Genomic DNA, 14,465 nt, shown 5'->3' on the forward strand with positions numbered 1-14,465 from the left:
TGTGAGTATGAGCAAGGAATTCGGCATGTCGGTATTAATGATGTTGTTTCGTATGGTGCGCGGTTGGCTACTGCTCGCCGTGGTCGCCGGTGTCGTCAGCGGGCTGTGCAATGCCTCTTTGCTGGCGATGATCAATCATGGTCTGACGCAATCCAATGAGGCGTCATGGCTGAGTCCGGGAGGCGATTTTGCGTTACTGACGCTGTTGATGCTGGCGACGCGCGTGGTTTCTCAAACCACGTTTATGGCGCTGGGACAAAAGGTGAAGGCGCGCTTGCGCAGCGAGCTGGTGCAAGACGTCAGCGAAACGCGCTGGCTGCTGTTGGAGAAAGCGGGGATGGCAAGAACGCTGTCGGTGCTGACACAGGATCTCGATACGCTGGTGGTGTTTTTCGTCAATCTGCCCAATCTGCTGATTTTCGGCGCCGTTATCGTTGGCTGCCTGGTTTACCTTGGCAGCCTGTCATTGAGCGTACTGGCGCTGGCATTGGCGGTGATTGTCTGCGGCAGCCTGGGCTACCGCGCCGCGCACGGCCCCGCGATGCGTTTGTTGCGCCGATCGCGTCAGCGCGAAGATACGCTGATTCAGCAATGCAAAAAATTGTTTGACGGTGCGAGGGAGTTTCGGCTGAACGCGGTGCGCCGTCGTCAATTCGTCAGCGGTGAACTGGCGCAGAATATTGACGCGGTTCGCCGGGAGAGAACCCGCGGTTACGTGTTGTACGGTTTGGCGAGCAGTTGGGGAAGCGCGCTGTTTTTCGCTTTCATCGGCCTGGTGTTGTTCAGCTTGCGTGACGGGCTGGCTTTGGACGAACGGGCGCTTACCGGCTATATCATGGTGTTTCTGTATATGATTGTGCCGGTCGAAGGGCTGTTATCCGCGCTGCCCACCCTGGCCGGCGCGCGGGTGGCCATGCAGCGGGTACAGTCGCTGCGCGCGCAACTCAGGCCCGAAGTTCCACAGCGCCATTTTACGCCACCCCCTTTTGCTTCGTTGGCGTTGGATAATGTCCGTTACCAATATCAGAACGAAGAAGGGGAGCATTTCACCCTTGGCCCGCTGAATATGCACATTGCGCCCGGTGAACTCATTTTTATCGTCGGTGGCAACGGCAGCGGCAAGACGACGTTGGCGAATCTGCTGGTGGGAATTTACCCGCCTGATAACGGCGCGATTTTGCTTAACGGCGAGCCGGTCAGCGACGATCTTCTGGAAATATACCGTCGGCATTTTTCGGTGGTGTTCAACGACTTCTTTCTTTTTGACGATGTGGCGTTCGTCACTGAGCGCACGCAAAAGCAGGTCGAACATCTGCTGCGCCTGCTGAAGTTAAGCCATAAAGTCAGTTTTGCCCACGGCCGTTTTTCAACAATCGCGCTCTCTCAGGGGCAGCGAAAACGGCTGGCTTTACTGCAGGCGTGGTTGGAAGAGCGCCCGGTTTATCTGTTTGATGAGTGGGCCGCCGATCAGGATCCTGAGTTTAAGGCGGTGTTTTACCTTGAACTCTTGCCGATGCTGAAGGCCGAAGGCAAAACGGTCATCGCGATTACTCACGACGATCGCTATTTCTACCTGGCGGATCGCATCATCAAGCTGGAATCGGGGCAGGTGGTCCCATCGACGCGTGGCGTGCCGTCATGATGCTCATCGTTTTCACCCAGCACGATATTTGGCTTTTTTCCCTCATGCTTGATGATTCGCCCCGGCTTTCCTCAGGAAAGTGAATGCGGTGATAGTGTACTGTTGCCCGCAGGTAAGGTAATTTGCTGATGGCAATGATGACTGACGCGGGGGCCAACGGACATGAACGAAAAAATCGACTATCACATCGAGAAATACCATTTCGCGCCGCTGGATGAGGCCCCGCGGCTCGCGCACCAGTGGAGCGAGGTGCTGAACGAGTGCCGCGAGACGCAGGCCGGGGCGGAGGAGCGGCTGCGCATTGCGCTGCTCAACGTAGACTACGTAACCAGTTTCGAATTGCCTTTCCGGTTATTGTTGGTCAGGGCGCCGCAGCTGATCGCCGGAATTCGGGATGAGCTGCCGCTCAGCCAGAAGAATGTGGTGTTCAACGGCAAGCGTTTCGGCTGCGTCTACAGCTTGAAAAGCGATTTGAGCGGCGTGCCGGAGGCCTTTCAGTACAGCATGTCGACCCGTATTCACCGAACATCTGCGTCGGGCGTGGATGCGCTGCCTTACCGGGAAATCGCCAAAACGCTCAAGGCACCGCGGGAGCGGCTTAAGCTGGCGCTGGAGCAAGGGCTGCGGATCACGGCGCTGGACGGTCTGTTCTGGTTCGGCATCCAGCGCATTGCCGCCGAGGTGCGCAGGCTAAGAAAATCCGGCATGGCGATCGTGACGGCGGAAACGGAGATCTTCGACACCCTGACCGGCACGACGCGCAAGGTTCCGGTGTACCGCCTGGCCGAGAGTTAAACGCCGTTTCCGCACCGAGGAGGTTCAAACCAAGAACCTCCTTATTAATGCTACCGCTTATCGATAGGCTTCATTGCGCGCAATCGCGTATTTCCCGCTGCCCAGCAGCAGGATAGCGAGCCCCCCCATAAAGAACACCAGTTCGTTTTCAATGCCCCAGGCGCCGACGTCGGTGACGGTGAATACCTTGCCGGTGCCCACCATCAGGAATGCCACCACCAGCGTAATGGCGTAAACCAGTGCGGCGGGGCGGGTGAACAGCCCCAAAATGATCAGTATCGGCGCCAGGATCTCGCCCACATACACGCCATAGGCGATAAAGGCGGGCAGCCCCTGTTCCTGCAGCGCGTCGGCGATCCAGCCGACGCCATGCTGAATTTTCGCTACGCCGTGAAACAACATCAGCCCGCCGAAGGTCAATCTGAGCGCCAACTTGCCGGCGTCCGGGCGATCAAAAAGACGAATGAATGCCGCATTCAGTGACTTAACCATGGCCTTTTCTCCTGAATAGGAATGATTTTCAATCAATGTACCAGCCAGGTGAATGCGAAAGATGTCCTGGATCAGTAAAACGGTGGGCTTCGCACCGACTTTTCGCGTGAGGTGGAGGCATAGCTGAAAGGCGGCGGCTCTCTCAGGGAACGCACGTTCAAGGAGGGAGGGGAGGTTGCGTTCAGCTTTTTCACCCGGAATAACATTCTCACACCGGCTGAACGTAGGGTAAAAAAAGTCTCTGGGTCGTTTTCATGCGTTACCTGGTTATGCTGCTGCACATTCCTTTTATGCCTGTTTTTGCCCCCGGAGTTGCGGCTGCATCACTGTGTGAGGATGGCGGCAACATAAAGATCAATAAGGTTTTTTTCCTTAATAAAAATCGACGACGCGCGTGTGGTGTAACTCTATAGGGTTAATGTTGTTTTTATTTTGAACCGCTAACTAATTAGCGGTTCTTTTTCGCCATCTTATTGGGAATTATCTTGCTTATTTTGTTTTGCGAAAGTTGATCCTGTGGGAAGGAATGCCGCATGCTGCTTTTATTTCCGGTTTTTCCCTTTTTTTTTGATGTGAATTCAACGGTGAAGAGATTCCGACTGATTTTATGAGTGGCATTATGATCGGCTGTAAACTTTGGTGAACTATTTTTATCAGACCAAAAATAATAGAATTACTGATTTTTCAAGTTGCTGAATTGTTTGGTGTTTGTATATTAATTTGTTAATTTTTTATTAAAAAAATAATAATTTACCTTGATATTGGTTTTGGCTTTGCTAGTATCAAATTAGTGGTCTTATCAGTTAGGAAAACATCCTTTGAGCATGGAGTGGATCGCTGGCCATAACGGGGTTGTCGCTGCCGTAAGGTTGAAGTGGTTATTTTGCCGGCAGGTGAAGTGATATTATTTATACCACTTTATCGAACCCAGCGATTTTTTAGATGCTGACTCAGTGCTGGCCGGACGTAAAAGAATACGTCGGTGAATGGGGGGGATGAATCTTAAGTTAATCTGATCATTACCCTGGGTTAACTATAAAAAATGTGCTTTATCAACCCAGCTGTTTGCGCGTCAATACCGCGTTAGGTGCGCCACGGCGGAATGTTAACGCAGAACCTAAGCTTTAAAATTAATAATCAAAACTCTCGCCAAATTGTTTATTTTCACACCAGGTTTCGCATTTGTAAGTACTGAGTGCTGGAAATGAAAGTCACACTGTCATCGTGTTCTCATGATCATTGCGTGCTGCCCGCTCGCAAGAAACGAATGACTGTCATGGTTTTATGAAAAAATTTCACTATTTACTGTAGTTATCATTTGTTTAATAAATTATTTATATTCGGGTGTTTTATTGGAATTGTCCTACCAACAGAGAAACGTTGTTTTTACGGCATTTTTTGATTTTTTTCCTATTATTAGCTTGCATAATTATTGTTTGCAAGTTATTGATTTTAAAATGAAAAAATAAATATGTAAATGTAAAATAGTTTAAACCGATCACTGGGTTTTTATTGATAGGTTTAATCTATTATTGTTGTTAATATTAATACATCTAAACAATTTGCGGGCTTGGTGACGACTAATTACGCTAAAAGGACTCTGGGAAAGACTGGCGAATGTAAAAGCCCATGTTTATAGGCTTTATGTTTGTAGTGCTGATGAAAAGGATATCAGGCCATGAATGAAGTCATCTCAATAGCAGTTAACGGCGTCGAATTTGACCCTCGATACAGTGAAATTGAATTCACGTTATCGGAATTCGATAGCCAAACCGATCCGCTGAATGCCGTGGACAATGCACGCGATATCAATTGGCATGCTATTCGCGAGCAATCTGCCGCCTTGCTTGAACAGTGCTTCGATTTGCATGTCGTGCTGTGGTTTATGCGCGCTAATCTTCATATCGATGGTTTTTCGGCTGTCTATCAAGGCATCACGACTATCGACGGCAAATATGCCGAAGAGGGGAGCACTATATTCCCTCAGGCCGATATGGAGCCGGCGGCGGACAGTTTTCACGCTGCCGCATTAGGCTGGCTCGCCACCTCGTCCTGCCTGCACGAAATCAAAAACAGCAAGATCTTCCCCGACACGCCGTTAACCACCGATGAACTGCTCAATATGCGAATTGACGAGCAGGAAGGCAAAAGCCTGCACTTTTCGGAAGTGGTGAAGGTGTTGGGGCAGGCTGACAGCTATTTTGCCGGCAGAAATATGCCGTCATTAAAAGAACAGCTGTCGCAGGGAATCGACGCCCTGGAGCGCGTGGAAAACTACGCCAACCTGCAGGCTGAAGATTACCGGCTGGACTGCCGCCAGGTACGCGACTATTTAGCGCTCTTCAGCCGCCAATTGCTCTCTCTCGAACAGCAGGAATTGCCGGAGGAGATCGGCGCTGCGCCGGCCGACGCGGAAGCGGCGGAGGCGCCGGCCACGCTGCCTGGCAAATATATCCGTTCCCGGCAGGATGTCATCTTGCTGTTGGACCAGGTTTTGGACTACTTCCAAAACTATGAGCCCAGCCATCCGGCCCCCATTCTTATTCGACGTTCGCAAAAAATGATCGGTATGGACTTCGCGACGATTGTTGAGGAGCTTTTGCCGGAATCTCTGGCCTCGTTAAATCAATTGTCCGGGAAGTAATTTTTCTCACAAAGGAGTTTTCCAATGGCTAAGGACTCAAGCTCTCAGAAATTTATCGGTAAAAATAACGCGCCCCGCGTGCAAATTGAATATGACGTAGAGCTCTACGGTTCACAAAAGAAAGTAGAGTTACCTTTCGTCACGGGGGTCATGTCCGATCTCTCTGGGCATCGGAAAAAGCCTTTGCTGCCGATCGAAGAGCGGAAATTCCTGACGTTTGATCAGGACAATTTCAACGACCGCATGCGCGCCATTAAACCTCGTCTTCAATTTTACGTGGAGAATACGCTGAGTGAGGACGATGCGCTGTTGGATGTGGAATTAGAGTTTGAATCGATGGAGGATTTTTCGCCCGGCGCCATCGCCAAACGGGTTCCGCAGATGCAACGCCTGCTGGAGGCCCGGGAACATCTCACGGAACTCATCACGTATATGGACGGTAAATCCAGCGCGGAAGAGGTGGTGAAGAATCTGCTGGAGAAGCCCGATTTTCTGCATCGTTTGGTGACGGATGCACGTAAAACGGTCGCGGATGCGGAACAGGATGTGCAGGATTCGGGCAATAAAGGAGATGAGGAATGAGAGCGAGGCAACGACGCTATTCAGCTAAACAGCAGGCAACGGCAGTCGCTGAAGTTGAAACGCAGGAAACGGAAAACGAGCTTGACGGTCTGCTCAAGCGTTCGTTCCGGCCCAGAACGAACGAGGCCTCAGAAGCGGTTCGTCGGGCCATCGGCACGCTGTCCGAATATGCCAACCAGGGCAAGGTCAAGGTCAGCCAGGATGTCGTATTGACCATTGAATCGCTGATCGCCCAGATCGATGAGCAGCTTTCGCAGCAGATGAACAATATCTTGCACCATAAGGAGTTCCAGAAGTTGGAGTCCGCCTGGCAAGGTCTGAGTTATTTGGTCGACAATACCAACGTCAGCGAAACGCTGAAGATTCGGGTATTGAACATCAGTCAGGATGAGCTGACGCGCAATTTGCGACGCTATCGAGGATCGGCCTGGGATCAAAGCCCGGTGTTCAAACAAATTTATGAACAAGAGTATGGCCAGTTTGGTGGCGAGCCGTTCGGCTGCATCATCGGCGATTTTGAGTTTGATCACAGCCCGATGAGCGTGACGCTGCTGACGGAGCTGGCGAAAATTTCCGCCGCCTCGCACTGTCCGTTCATCTCCGCCGCTTCGCCGTCGCTGCTGCAAATGAGCAAGTGGAACGAACTGGGCAACCCGCGGGATATCGGCAAGATTTTCACCACGCCGGAATACGCTTCCTGGCGCCGCCTGCGCGAAAGCAACGATTCGCGTTATCTGGTGCTGACCATGCCGCGTTTCCTGTCGCGTTTGCCTTACGGCGCAAAGACCAACCCGATCGAAGAGTTCGCTTTCGAGGAGGCCGTCAGGCCGGATATGGATGATGATTTCTCCTGGGCCAACTCGGCGTATGCGATGGGCGTCAACATCAACCGCGCCTTCCATGAGTACGGCTGGTGTTCGAAAATCCGCGGCATCGAATCCGGCGGCTCGGTGGAGGAACTGCCCGCCTATGCGTTCCCTTCCGATGAGGGCGGTTATGAGCTGACGTGCCCGACGGAGGTCGCCATTTCCGATCGGCGCGAGCAAGAGCTGTCAGACGCCGGGTTCTTGCCTTTGGTGTATCGCAAACATTCTGATTTCGCTGCCTTTATCGGTTCTTGCACCATGCATGCCCCGGCGAAATATGAAGATCCGGATGCGACGGCCAACGCCAAGCTTTCCTCCCGGTTGCCGTATATTTTCGCCACGTGCCGCTTTGCGCACTATTTGAAATGTATCGTACGCGACAAAATCGGTTCTTTCCGTTCCAGAGACGATATGCAGCTGTGGCTGAATGACTGGCTGATGAATTACGTGGATGGCGATCCTTCCGTGTCGACGGAAGCGACGAAAGCGCGCCGCCCATTGGCCGCCGCCGAAGTTCGCGTTGAGGATGTTGAAGACGATCCGGGTTATTACCGCGCACATTTCTATTTGCGCCCGCATTACCAATTGGAAGGCATGACCGTGTCCTTGCGATTGGTATCAAAACTTCCGTCAGCCAAAAAAGATGGGAGCAGATAAGTCACGGCTGGTCATTGGTTTGGATATTGCCGACGTTAATTATGAAATGGCGTGGGTGAGAATTGATATTTCATTGAAATTTAGCGGCGTTATTCTCTGCGTCATGGCTATTTATTAATGGCTAACGGGTTCCCATTGTCGCTATTTCAATGATTGCGTAGGCAATATAACGACTTATCTGAGTAGACATTTCAATTAACGTAGTAGGACCTATCAGTCAAGGAGACAAAAATGAGCACTAAAGCTTTAGTAGACTATTTTTTGAAGATTGAAGGTGTTGACGGTGAATCCCCTGACCAAACTTATCCGGGATGGATTCAGCTGCAAGCCTGGCAATGGGCGGAGGAAAATGCCGGGCGCTGGGGATTCGGCAGCGGCGGTGGTTCCGGCAAAGTCGAAATGAAAGACTTTGAATTCCGTATGGTAAGCAATAAGGCTTCGCCGAAGCTGTTTCTGATGTGCGCCACCGGCGAGCATATTCCTCAGGCAAAACTTGTTTGCCGTAAATCAGGCCAGGGTCAGCAAGATTTTATTGCCGTGACCTTCAGTAACTGCCTGGTTTCCTCATTCAAGACCGTGGGTAATATGCCGCTGAACTCCACCATCGGTACTGAAATCGATACCGTGCTGCCCACCGATGTTATCAAGCTGAATTTCGCACGTATCGAAGTTGAGTACAAAGAGCAAAACAACGATGGCTCCATGGGTGCGGTGATTAAGACGGGGTATGACCTCAAGCTTAACGCTCGCATCTGATCATTGATGTCGTAACACTTATTGCAGGCCGTCTGCCCGCAGATCTTGCGGGCAGACACAATCATTACCGCGAGGTGTTAAATGAAAACGTCATTACCCATGTTATTCGATAAGCTCAGCGTGAGAAATCAAAGCGGCAGCGCCGATAATTGGCGGCGCGTCCTGGTGCGCGATATCGAATTTTTATTGAATGACGCATCGCGCAGCGCAGATTTAAAACTTCACGATTATGCGCACAGCGAAAGCTCGGTATTGAATTATGGCCTGCCGTCGCTGAGCCAACGAATACCGATTAATACCGATCCGCTAACGCTGGCGAGACATATACAAAGAATTATTACGTCTTTTGAGCCGCGGCTGGATCCGAAAACGATTCGCGTGGTGCCGGTAGTGAATGAGCGTCAATCGTATGTATTGGCGATCTTATTCGATATCTATGGCACCTGCTCATTACCGGGTGACGAAATGCTGGTGAATTTGCGCATAGCTCTTGATTATTCCTGTGGCGCCGTACACGTATTTGATTAATAGAGGTGACTATGTTCAGTGAGCGTTTTCTCCAATTATATAATGATGAGCTGCGTTATTTTCGCGAGGCCGGCCGCCAGTTCGCCTCTTCGCATCCCCAGGTCGCTCAGCATTTAGGCATGCATATCGACGGCGTGCTGGATCCTTTCGTCGAGCGCCTGTTGGAGGGCTCTGCTTTTCTTTGCACCCGCATCCAGGAAAAGCTGAACAACGAGCAGCCGGAATTCGCCTTGCAAATGCTTTCGCGCCTGGCGCCCTTGTGGTACACGCCGGTTCCCGCGATCGCCACCGTCGCGATTAAGCCCGATCTCTCTTTCCCTCAGTGGCACAGCCAGGTCGATCTGCCGCGTGGGAGCCGCATGACCCTCAACGATATCTCGCTGAACAACAAACCCGCCACCTTCACCACGGCGCGGCATATTAAAGTGCAGCCCGTTGAGATTGCACTGGCGGAATGCGAAATTTTGCCGCCACATCATTTGCCCGACGGCGCTGCCAGGCATATGCAAGACTGTTCGGCCTACGTCAGAATCGGCCTGACCACGCACGGCGTGTTGCCCGTCTCGGAACTGGATCTCGAGCCGCTGCACCTGACGTTGGCGGAAGATACGGTGCGGGCCAATCAGCTGATGGCCGCGCTGCTTAATCGCACCTTGCGCATCGTGCTATGGGCGAAAAACGACGACCGGCCGATCGTCAAAGTCTTGCAACCGAACAGCCTGCGTCTGGGTGGCGTCGGCGATGAAGAGGCGTTGTTGCCCACCGCGGTGGGGGAATTGCCCGGCAACCGGCTGATGCGCGAGTACTTTGCGGCACCGAGCCGCTTCTTCAGCCTCGAGCTGCATGGCGTGCAGGATTTTCTGCGTCAATGCGAACGCGTCCATGAGTTCGAAATCTTGTTCGCGCTTGAGCAACGCCCGCTAACGCTGATCGGTCGCGTCAACGCCAGGGATTTTCATCTTTTCGCGACCCCGGTCATCAACCTGTATCGCCGCCATTGCTCACCGGTGCTGCTGACGGGAGAGCGCACGGAGCATCAGCTGGTGGTCGATCGTTTGAACACCTCGCTGTATGAGATTCATAGCGTCAAACAGGTGAAGGGCATGCTGCCAGACGGCAACCCGGTGATTTTCTCTTCGCTGCGGGCCGACGTGCATTACGACTGCGAGCGGGAGCCGGCGGGTTATACGCTGCACCGCCGTCGCGAGCCGTCGCCATCCAAATACAACAACCCGCACCTGCCCAACGAAGATACCTTTATCGCCATCTCGCCGGGCAAAAGCGGCATCGACATCGACGACATCACCTCACTCAGCGTCGAGGCGCTGGTCTGCGAACGGCATCTGGTGCCTGCGCACCTGCAGCAACCGCATTTCCAGCTGGAAACGGCGATGCCGATCCACCAGGTGGAGATCGTCCGCTACCCGAGCAACCCCGTCGCGGTGCCGAACATCAGCCAGGCGTGGCAAGCGATCCAGATGTTGGCTTCCAATCCTTTGCGCCATGCGCGCCCTGACGTGCAGGATTGCTCGGCGCTGTTGCGCGACTGGCTGTCGTTGTTCTGCCATCAGGACGACTCCAGCCAGCGCAAACGCATCGCCAGCATCAAAAATGCCTGGGTGGAACACCACTTCGAACGCAATCAGGGGCCGGGGCCGCTCGCCTGGATCCGTGGGGCCGAGATCGCCGTCAACTTAAGCGCCAACCATCATGCCGACCACGGCGCCTATTTGTTCGGCAAAATCTTGCACCACGCGCTGAGCCAATACGGCGATTTGAACCAAACGTTGAGCATGAAGCTGTTGCTGGATGGGGAAACCCACGCCGACTGGGGGGCGCTCTACTATGGCTGATATGTCGCTGATGCGCGAAACGGCGCTGTCATTGGAGCCGGCGCCAGCGCCGGGGGCACAAGGCGAAAGCGTGGGCCAGGCCGAAATTCGCGGGCTGTCCAATCGACAGGATTTCTTCGAGCTGCTGCGGCGCATCGAACGCGCGCAGCCGGATGCGCCGCGGCTCGGCGTCTCCAACGATCGCAGCCGCGAAAGGCTTTGCATCACCCAGCCGGCGGATATGGGCTTCGCCTCGCGTGAAATCGCCTCCATCGTACAACGCCCTACGCAGGTGCTGATTCAGGCGCGGCATTTCGGCATGTTTGCCCCATACGGCCCGCTGCCGATCCACGTGACCGAGCACGCGCGCACCGAAGTCATCGCCAGGCGCAATCAGGCGTTCCAGCAGTTCGTCGGCATCGTCAGCCAGCGCTTCGCCGTACTGCATTACCGGGCCTGGGCGCAGCTGAAGGCGATGATCGGGCATGACCATGACGATGACAAAAACCCGTTTTTGCATCATTTGCGTCAGACGGTGGGCGTCGACACGACGTTGGCCGTGAACCCGCATATCCAGCGCCTGCGCGAAGCCTACCCCGGCATTTATCTGCCGGGCCGCCGCTCGCTGCGCCAGCTTAACAAGATGCTGGCGGCGTACTTCGCCGTTCCCATCGAAATTACGCCGCGCTACGCCAAATGGATCGACGACGGCAAAAAAAACGGCAGCCAAAAGCTGGGCAAGCTGGGGAGCACGCGCATCGGTAGCCGCTTTTTCGATGCCCAGTACGGCGCGCATATTCAAATCGGGCCGCTGGGAGCCCCGCATTATCAGCAGTATCAGCGCGGCAGCCGGCGGCTGCAGGCGCTGGTGAGTATCTGCCATGACTTCACGAGCCATCAGCTGATGCTGGACGTCAGCCTGCTGATCGCCACGGAGCCCGGCATGGCGGCGCAGCTGGGCGGCAAGTCGCTGAGTAAAGACAGCTGGCTGAAACCTAAGACAGGGACGTTTAGGCAGCTGGTTTATCAATCAACAACTTAATATAAGGAAATTTAAGGTGTATCAACGAGAACGTCTTTTTTCGCGATTGGGCCACTTTGCTTATCAGTCCTTCGTTGAAGCGACCAAGCTGTGCCGGACCTTCAGGCACGAATACGTGGAGCTTGAACACTGGCTGAAAGTTCTGGTGGACAAGGAACGCGGCGACTTGCCGCTGATCCTGGCGCACTACGCCATCAATAGCCAGCGCATCAGCGATGCGTTGGATCGCATTCTGCATACCTTGCCAAACCGCACGAATGCGGTGGTGGATCTGTCGACGCAGCTGGAAACGGTGGTGGAAAGGGGGCTGCTGATGAGCCAGCTCGCCGAAACGCCGTCCGGCGGCGTGCGCACCATCCATATTCTGGTCGGCATTCTGCAGGATCCCACGCTGCAGCGCAGCCTGTACCGGCTGAGCGACGAGTTCAAAAAGCTGCCGATCCCGCAGCTGTTCGACGATTACCCGGCGATTCTGGCGGAGTCCGTCGAGCATGAGGAAGAGGAAGAGGAAGTCTACAGCGTCCACGGCGAGGCGCCGGATGCGTCCGAGACGGTCGAAATACTCGATAAATGGTGCGCGGACCTGACCCGCCAGGCGCGCGACGGTGAAATCGACCCGGTGATTGGCCGCGAAGCGGAGCTGCGCCAGGTGATCGACATTTTGCTGCGCCGTCGGCAGAACAACCCGATTTTGGTGGGCGAAGCCGGGGTCGGCAAAACGGCCGTGGCGGAAGCGCTGGCCTGCAAGATAGCGCAAGGACAGGTGCCGCCGCTGCTGCAGGGGGCCCGGCTGCTGTCTTTGGATCTGGGGCGCATGCAGGCCGGGGCGAGCATGAGAGGGGAGTTCGAATCGCGCCTGAAAGCGCTGATCGACGCCATTGCGCATTCGTCTGTGCCGGTGATCCTGTTCTGCGATGAAGCGCATACGCTGGTGGGCGCCGGCGGGCAGGCCGGCACCGGCGATGCCGTCAACCTGTTGAAGCCGATGCTGGCCAGGGGCGCGCTGCGCATGGTGGCGGCGACCACCTGGTCGGAATACAAACAGTTCATCGAGCCGGATGCCGCGCTGACGCGCCGCTTCCAGTACGTGTTGGTTTCAGAGCCGGACGAAGAGAATGCGGTGAACATGATGCGCGCCATCGCCCCGCATTTTGCGCAGCACCACAGCGTCAAGATCCGCGAATCGGCGCTGCAGGCGTCGGTGCATTTGTCGCTGCGCCATCTGCCGTCGCGGCAGCTGCCGGACAAGGCCATCAGCCTGCTGGACACCGCCTGCGCGCGGGTGGCGCTGAGCCAGCATGCGCAGCCTGAAAAAATCGAGTCGCTCGAGGCCGGGCTGGCAGTGAAGCGTACCGAAATGAGCGGCCTGCAGGAAGAAAGCAAATTCGACGATCTGGCGCTCACCCGCATCAGCGAATTGCAGCAGACGCTCAGCGAGATGGAAGGGGAGCTGGATGCGCTGCGTCGGCGACAAGAACAGGAACAGCAGGCGGTCACCACCTTGCTCGATGCGGAGCGGCAGTCGCCGGAGCGTTTGCCACAGCTGGCCACCGAATTGGGCGAGCTGCAAGACGGCGGCCTGCCGTTGGTCTATCCGTGGGTGGACGACCGCGTCGTGGCGGAGGTGCTGTCGGATTGGACCGGCATCCCCACCGGCCGCATGCTGCAAAGCGATCTGGACAATGCGCTCAACCTCAACCAGCTGTTGAGCCGCCAGATTTTCGGCCAGCAGACGGCGATCGATGAAATCGCGCAGGCGGTGAGGATCTCCCGCGCCGGCATCCAAGCGCACGATCGGCCGTTGGGCGTTTTCATGCTGTCCGGCCCGAGCGGCGTCGGTAAAACGGAAACCGCGTTCGCCCTGGCGGAGGCGATGTACGGCGGCGCGCATAACCTGATCGTCTTCAATATGAGCGAGTTTCAGGAGTCGCACACCGTCTCCACGCTGAAGGGGGCGCCGCCGGGCTATGTCGGCTATGGCAAGGGCGGCAAATTGACGGAGGCGGTGCGGCGCAAACCCTATTCCATCGTGCTGCTCGACGAATTCGACAAGGCGCATCCCGACATCCATGAGGCGTTTTATCAAGTCTTTGACAAGGGCGTGATGGAAGACGGCGAAGGCCGCATGATCAGCTTCCGCCAGTGCTTTATTTTGATGACCAGCAACATCGGCGCCGGCGAAATAGAAGCGACGCTGGCGGAAACGCCGGAGCTGAAAACCGAGGCGCTGCGCCCGATGCTGCACGACGTCTTGGCGCGCTTTTTCCCGGCGGCGCTGTTGGCGCGCATGAACGTCATTCCTTACGTGCCGCTTTCCACCGAAGCGATAACCCATATCGCCACCAAACAGATTTCACGTTTACAGCAACGTTTGCACAAAGAAGTGGGCGTGTCGCTGGTGCTGGAAGGCGACATCCCAGGCTGGATCGCCAAACGCATCAGCGCCCATCCATCGCGCGGAAGAGCGGTCGAGTCGCTGCTGCAGCAGGCGATCCTGCCGCCTATCAGCAATGAAGTGCTGCAGCGCAAACGGACGGGACAGGAACTGCAGAATATCCAACTCATGGTCGAGAACGATAGCTTAAGTGTTTATTTCGACTGATTTTTAATTTACCGCCGGCCCGCAAAC

At 54.9% G+C, this 14,465-nt stretch carries 11 protein-coding genes; 10 read left to right on the forward strand and 1 reads right to left on the reverse strand.

Translation table 11 applies throughout. The annotated features are described in order from the left end of the window. The first annotated feature begins 7 nt into the window (after positions 1-7). Positions 8-1,642: a cyclic peptide export ABC transporter gene (locus FHU12_RS05430; RefSeq protein WP_237730917.1), complete on the forward strand. Its 1,635-nt coding sequence runs from the start codon at positions 8-10 to the stop codon at positions 1,640-1,642. A 162-nt stretch (positions 1,643-1,804) separates the two neighbouring features. After that, positions 1,805-2,437, forward strand: coding sequence for an ECs1377 family protein (locus tag FHU12_RS05435; RefSeq protein ID WP_141967904.1), 633 nt, complete (start codon positions 1,805-1,807; stop codon positions 2,435-2,437). Positions 2,438-2,494: 57 nt separating this feature from the next. Here FHU12_RS05435 and FHU12_RS05440 read toward each other — a convergent pair whose 3' ends face one another. Further along, entirely contained in the window at positions 2,495-2,929 is a 435-nt protein-coding gene (locus FHU12_RS05440; protein WP_141967906.1) for a DoxX family protein, read from the reverse strand. A 1,678-nt stretch (positions 2,930-4,607) separates the two neighbouring features. Between FHU12_RS05440 and FHU12_RS05445 the strand changes: the two genes are divergently transcribed. The 8 genes from FHU12_RS05445 (at position 4,608) to tssH (ending at position 14,438) form a co-directional block, all read left to right on the forward strand. Beyond that, on the forward strand, positions 4,608-5,573 hold the full coding sequence (locus FHU12_RS05445; protein WP_141967908.1) for a type VI secretion system protein TssA: 966 nt from the start codon (positions 4,608-4,610) through the stop codon (positions 5,571-5,573). 24 nt (positions 5,574-5,597) lie between these two features. After that, entirely contained in the window at positions 5,598-6,155 is a 558-nt protein-coding gene (gene tssB, locus FHU12_RS05450; protein WP_038872309.1) for a type VI secretion system contractile sheath small subunit, read from the forward strand. Further along, positions 6,152-7,678 (forward strand): type VI secretion system contractile sheath large subunit, encoded by a 1,527-nt coding sequence (tssC, locus tag FHU12_RS05455; RefSeq protein WP_019456177.1) that lies wholly within the window; start codon positions 6,152-6,154, stop codon positions 7,676-7,678. The genes tssB and tssC overlap by 4 nt, the downstream gene beginning before the upstream one ends. A 231-nt stretch (positions 7,679-7,909) precedes the next feature. Further along, the gene (locus FHU12_RS05460; protein WP_004935369.1) at positions 7,910-8,434 is read left to right on the forward strand and encodes an Hcp family type VI secretion system effector; all 525 of its coding nucleotides are present in this window, start codon (positions 7,910-7,912) and stop codon (positions 8,432-8,434) included. A gap of 81 nt (positions 8,435-8,515) precedes the next feature. Next, on the forward strand, positions 8,516-8,962 hold the full coding sequence (locus FHU12_RS05465; protein WP_141967910.1) for a type VI secretion system baseplate subunit TssE: 447 nt from the start codon (positions 8,516-8,518) through the stop codon (positions 8,960-8,962). A gap of 11 nt (positions 8,963-8,973) precedes the next feature. Next, the gene (gene tssF, locus FHU12_RS05470; RefSeq protein ID WP_141967912.1) at positions 8,974-10,815 is read left to right on the forward strand and encodes a type VI secretion system baseplate subunit TssF; all 1,842 of its coding nucleotides are present in this window, start codon (positions 8,974-8,976) and stop codon (positions 10,813-10,815) included. After that, entirely contained in the window at positions 10,808-11,836 is a 1,029-nt protein-coding gene (gene tssG / locus FHU12_RS05475; RefSeq protein ID WP_141967914.1) for a type VI secretion system baseplate subunit TssG, read from the forward strand. Before tssF ends, tssG begins: the two co-directional genes overlap by 8 nt. Before the next feature lie 16 nt (positions 11,837-11,852). Then, positions 11,853-14,438 (forward strand): type VI secretion system ATPase TssH, encoded by a 2,586-nt coding sequence (gene tssH / locus FHU12_RS05480; protein ID WP_141967916.1) that lies wholly within the window; start codon positions 11,853-11,855, stop codon positions 14,436-14,438. Positions 14,439-14,465: the final 27 nt, after the last annotated feature.

It is taken from the genome of Serratia marcescens (assembly GCF_006715005.1).
In the GTDB taxonomy this organism is placed as follows: domain Bacteria; phylum Pseudomonadota; class Gammaproteobacteria; order Enterobacterales; family Enterobacteriaceae; genus Serratia; species Serratia montpellierensis.

Coding starts and splice junctions, on each gene's coding strand:
- FHU12_RS05430 (WP_237730917.1), top strand. CDS start 8: ATGAGCAAGGAATTCGGCATGTCGGTATTAATGATGTTGTTTCGTATG.
- FHU12_RS05435 (WP_141967904.1), top strand. CDS start 1,805: ATGAACGAAAAAATCGACTATCACATCGAGAAATACCATTTCGCGCCG.
- FHU12_RS05440 (WP_141967906.1), bottom strand. CDS start 2,929: ATGGTTAAGTCACTGAATGCGGCATTCATTCGTCTTTTTGATCGCCCG.
- FHU12_RS05445 (WP_141967908.1), top strand. CDS start 4,608: ATGAATGAAGTCATCTCAATAGCAGTTAACGGCGTCGAATTTGACCCT.
- tssB (WP_038872309.1), top strand. CDS start 5,598: ATGGCTAAGGACTCAAGCTCTCAGAAATTTATCGGTAAAAATAACGCG.
- tssC (WP_019456177.1), top strand. CDS start 6,152: ATGAGAGCGAGGCAACGACGCTATTCAGCTAAACAGCAGGCAACGGCA.
- FHU12_RS05460 (WP_004935369.1), top strand. CDS start 7,910: ATGAGCACTAAAGCTTTAGTAGACTATTTTTTGAAGATTGAAGGTGTT.
- FHU12_RS05465 (WP_141967910.1), top strand. CDS start 8,516: ATGAAAACGTCATTACCCATGTTATTCGATAAGCTCAGCGTGAGAAAT.
- tssF (WP_141967912.1), top strand. CDS start 8,974: ATGTTCAGTGAGCGTTTTCTCCAATTATATAATGATGAGCTGCGTTAT.
- tssG (WP_141967914.1), top strand. CDS start 10,808: ATGGCTGATATGTCGCTGATGCGCGAAACGGCGCTGTCATTGGAGCCG.